The sequence below is a fragment of the Labrenzia sp. 011 genome, from assembly GCF_003075075.1.
GTDB lineage: Bacteria > Pseudomonadota > Alphaproteobacteria > Rhizobiales > Stappiaceae > Roseibium.
In genome coordinates this window covers 1-4435 of the sequence record NZ_QCYM01000045.1, presented here as the reverse complement: position 1 = coordinate 4435, position 4435 = coordinate 1, and the positions used below count along the sequence as shown (strand labels likewise).

2 protein-coding genes and 2 pseudogenes are annotated in these 4435 nt (G+C 53.2%); all 4 read right to left on the bottom strand.

The features are described 5' to 3' along the window. Positions 1-206: 206 nt before the first annotated feature. Positions 207-914: an alpha/beta hydrolase gene (locus DCO57_RS22070; protein ID WP_116701078.1), complete on the bottom strand. Its 708-nt coding sequence runs from the start codon at positions 912-914 to the stop codon at positions 207-209. A 38-nt stretch (positions 915-952) separates the two neighbouring features. Beyond that, the gene (locus DCO57_RS22065) at positions 953-1789 is read right to left on the bottom strand and encodes a carbon-nitrogen hydrolase family protein (RefSeq protein ID WP_116701079.1); all 837 of its coding nucleotides are present in this window, start codon (positions 1787-1789) and stop codon (positions 953-955) included. A gap of 376 nt (positions 1790-2165) precedes the next feature. Then, positions 2166-3149 (bottom strand): annotated as a pseudogene (locus DCO57_RS22060) (IS1595 family transposase); the annotation flags it as partial. A 629-nt stretch (positions 3150-3778) separates the two neighbouring features. Beyond that, a pseudogene (locus DCO57_RS24020) lies at positions 3779-4309 on the bottom strand (transposase); the annotation flags it as partial. Positions 4310-4435: the final 126 nt, after the last annotated feature.

Sequence of the window (4435 nt, the reverse complement as noted above, 5' to 3'; positions counted from 1 at the left end):
ACTATACGTCTGCTCTTTCTATCGCGTTCTGCCTTGTTTATTAATTGCTTATCCCGTTCGCTCAGGGACACACCACATGTAGTGTAAAGGAGAGGCGAAACTGGTTTAACTCATTGCAGTTGAACAGATTCGCCTCTGCGCAGACAGATATCCGTCGGAAATTCACACCAAAAAACGGGACTGACGACGAGAAAGGACAGTATCCCTCAAATTGTGCCGTGAGCGGATATGACGTCTCGAAGAATTTTGTTTAGGTATTCGGGCTTTTCCAGCGGCACATAGTGACCGCACTCCGGAATGATCTCCAACGTGCCTTTGCTGGCGGAAGCAGCCTGTTTCGTACTTACCTCGACACCTGGCGCAACATCATCCTCTCCAGAAACAACCGTCAGCGATCCTGAAAAGCGCGATAAAAATTGGTCACGGCTCGGTCTTGTGTGAAATGCCGCAATCCCATTTGCAATATCATTGGCAGACTGCCGATTGAAAATCTCTTTGGCGGCATTTACTGCCGCCGAACTAGCTTTTTGCGAAAACAGAGGAGCCCAGAAAGCCGCCCAGGCGGCCTCCAAACCTTGCTCCGTTATCAAATCAAGCGCGGACGCATACAGCTGTGAGTTTGGATTGTGGCGAGCCTTCGTGCCAATCAAAACCAATGCGGCAACTCTCTCAGGAGCAGCCGCCGCCACTTCCAGTGCACACGAACCTCCAACCGAACAGCCCACGACAATAAGTCGTTCTTCTCTTACCTGACGCAAAGCGGAAGCAGCCCAATCCTCGACGGAGGCTCCAAGAGAATAGAGTGTTGGCGTATAGGTTGAGTTCGGGAGCAATTTGCCTTGCCCCGCCCACATCGAGCCGTCAAGCGGAAGAGCATGAAGAAATAACAATCCGAGTTTCGATCTTGATGGCATCCTTAGATGCTGCACTTGGTCCTCGAAGGGCTCAAGTCTCAGTAAGAACTTTTGTTCTGGCTCCGTGCATCCAAGACCATTTTTTCCTGATAGATGTCACCGAGACGGGCTCTTGCCCTCCATGGACGAGCCTTCTGGAGCGGGATATCGTAGGCAGGATTACTTCTGTCCAAAACAGTCATCGAAAAACACGAAATGGGGTTTTCCGAGCTTCGCGACGACCAAATGCCGTCGGGTCCCACAATTCCGGCAGGACCATTGGGCGCTTCCTGAGCCGGGGTCGCGGCGCTGATCCAAATGCAGTTAAGACCAGCGTGCGCCCTCAAAGCGATCTGAAAATATTCCGGAATTCCATACGAACCGAAGAGCACGGCATCCACACCGTTCCGCTCGTATTCCATGAACACTTCCGGGAACTGCGACTCTATGCAGAGAGCGCAACCGAACCGATATCCGTCGACCTCGAATATGATCGGGTCAGCACCGGGCGTGTACCAGTCGTTGATCTCGGAATTTGAAAGAAAGCGCTTATCGTATCTGGTGAGCAAACTTCCAGAATCTGAGAATACATAAAGGCTGTTATGGGGGCGTAAACTGGCCGTTAGCTTGTGTGCACCTCCCACGACGGCGTAAATCCCAAGTTCACCGCACAGGTTAGCAATGCTTCGCAGCTCCCTCTCTTGGGCCGCCCAGTTGAAGGATGCCCAGTTTTCCGGCGACTTAATCTGCGCCTTTGAATAGCCAGAGAGTGCGCCTTCGCAGAAATTTACCAGTCGCGCGCCCTGCTGGGCAGCGTCCACAAGCACCAACTTTATTGACGCCGCATTGGCAGACAAATCTTCCGAAACAAGGGTTTGAGCGGCCGCAATTATCAATGATCCATTCCTCATGCCAGAGCCTCATTCTTGACCGATTTACCGCTCATGAAAACATCGAGACGCAAAGGAATAAGGAACTATCGGACACACGGCCGAATTTCATCACTTACGCAGGGCACATCACTTGTTGCTCCGTCCACCACGGCTTCGGCGGATGCGCATATCTCCGTGTCACGCGCCTTTTATCCTCCGGCCGCATTGCCAATATCGGCCGGGAGGGTGATTTCCGCTCATAGGTTCGCTTCTCCCGCGGAAGTTCCGCAAGAACGTCCAGTGCGTCCCTACGCTCGGCTTTCGCGATGAGCTTCGCCGCCTTGAGGCGTTCCGGATCGACGGCACGATAGATTTCTTTCCGGTGCAGGACCTTCCATTCGGAGGTGTCGCCGACGATGTCCCGATAGGTGACGGGACGGTGCCGGACGCCCAGACCAAGAAGCGTGTCCAGGTTGGTCTGGAAATGACGTCGGCGGTTCCAGCGGAACTCGATTTCGTTCAGATATGCGTCGAGATGTTTCTCGCGGAGCCCATGATAGACCCCCATGCTGAACCGCTTCATGTTCGAAAAGACCCGGTGGATTCCGGGTAGCTGAATATGTGCGGGCAGCGCGTTTTTCTCGCTCAGATTCTTTGGGAAGTGATTGCGGCCGTCAAGCTCGTCATATGCGGTTTTTCCGTCGGTGATGACGTCCGTTCCGGGCACGGTGTTGTCCAGCACGAACTGTCTAAGCTCCACTCGCGCGGTGCGGCAAATCTTTTTGAGGCGGATCCGTCCGAACTTTCGTCCGGATTTGACTTCGACGGCGCCGACGACGATCAGCGAGTTCGTCGACCAATTGCCGCTCCCCAGATCGATGGGGTCGCTGATTTTTCGATACGGAATGAAGGTCTCATCGATCTCGACTGTGCCGGACAGCTTCTCACGGTCGGGGTTTACCATCGCCCGTCGGAGTTTGTGCAGAAGCAGCCAGGCCGACTTGTAGGACCCCAACCCGAGCTTGGACTGAAGCTGGAGGGCGGAAATTCCATTCGAGTGCGTCGCGACAAGAAAAGCCGCGATGAACCACTTCCGGATCGGGATGTGAGTGCCGTGCATGACGGTGCCCGCGATCAGAGATGTTTGGCGTCGGCATCGCCTTCCGTCCTGCGTGTCGCCATCTCCTGCGCATTCGAACACCCAAGGCCGCGCCTCCAAGCGCCAGCCGCGGCGACCGCCGCAATGCGGACAGGCGAACCCGCCAGGCCACCGCTTCCGCTCCAGATACTCGGCGCACGCGTAATCGTTCGGGAAGTCCTCCATGAACTTCTCGAGGGATGGTGGCTTGTCATTCCGCCAACGCGTTGGAAACAGGGCGCTCATGGGCGCCGGAATAGGGGAGAGAGGTTAAGAAGTCACGCACGAACGCTAGATATGGTTACCACCTGTGTGAACGGGATAAGCAATGTTTATTACTTATGGCACTTTGATAAAATTAGAAAATCTGTTGAAGAAATGCAAGTGAGGAATGAAAAAAACAGCAAACTTGGTAGCTCTGTAGGGTTTCTGTTGCTTGCCTCGTTTATTTTCCTTTTAAATTCCTTTTTTTACACAAATTTATTGTTTTCACATCGAAGTGACTGGATTTCTTTTCGTGGAATACTTGGGATCTCTCTCTCGTCCCAATTGATACTGCTTACGTCGATCCCAACCTGGTTGCTGATTAAACGCCTGAAATCTTGAATATCCACCTTCAACACACATAGGTGAAAAATGAACTCATCATTTGTGATTTTGTTTCGTGAATTGGCTGACCAATTCATTGTCACGGCCAGATACTTGAAAGAAGGCGGGTATGACGATGCGGCTGGCAGCTTAATTGATGCCGCGGATCGATTGAAGACCATCGCAGCTACAGGAGATAGCATCGGTGAAGCTGCGCTTACTGCTGATGCAAGCGCCGAATTTCGCGCCGCTATAACCGATATCCCCCAGATGAGTCTGATTGATGTGGTGATGTTGGCGTAATGGCGTTCGATTTTGTTTGAGGGACGTCCGGGCCTGCGCTTGAGCAGATAGGCAATACGCCGTTGCAGAACCTTGTTGGCCTTCAGCCAGATGGCATAACCAAACCCATTGGCTTCCAGATAATCGAGCAGTTCAGGGATGGCGAAGGCGGCATCGTCACGCAGATATTTGCGCCACAGGCCGGACCAACGATAGTGCTTGACGATTGGATCAAGCACGGTTCGCCAGTTATCCGCACTATGCGTGTTGCCGGAGCGTAAGGCACATCTCTCCAGATCGCCATGCTGGTTGAAGACAAACAGCGGATGATAACAAGTCTTGGCAAAATGACCGTTGTAAGCAGAACCTTCCTGGTTGCCATGAACCGGGCTTTCGGAACTGTCGATATCCAGGATCAGATTGGGTGATCTGCGCAACCGTTGAACCCGGTTAATCCACTTGCCAGAAAGATCAACCAACGCCGCCAGGTTCTTGTAGGCCGTCAGCGTATTGGTCTCGAACCGTCCCATCTGGCTGAGATCGGCGGTGCAAAATTCGACCACGGTAGCGGCGGGATAGTCCTGCTGCGGGCGGCGTAAAAGTCGTCCACCTATTTTCCTTCTGCGATGACGGCAGGAGGGTTCGGGGATCTATACCGTGGA

Coding starts and splice junctions, on each gene's coding strand:
- DCO57_RS22070 (WP_116701078.1), bottom strand. CDS start 914: ATGCCATCAAGATCGAAACTCGGATTGTTATTTCTTCATGCTCTTCCG.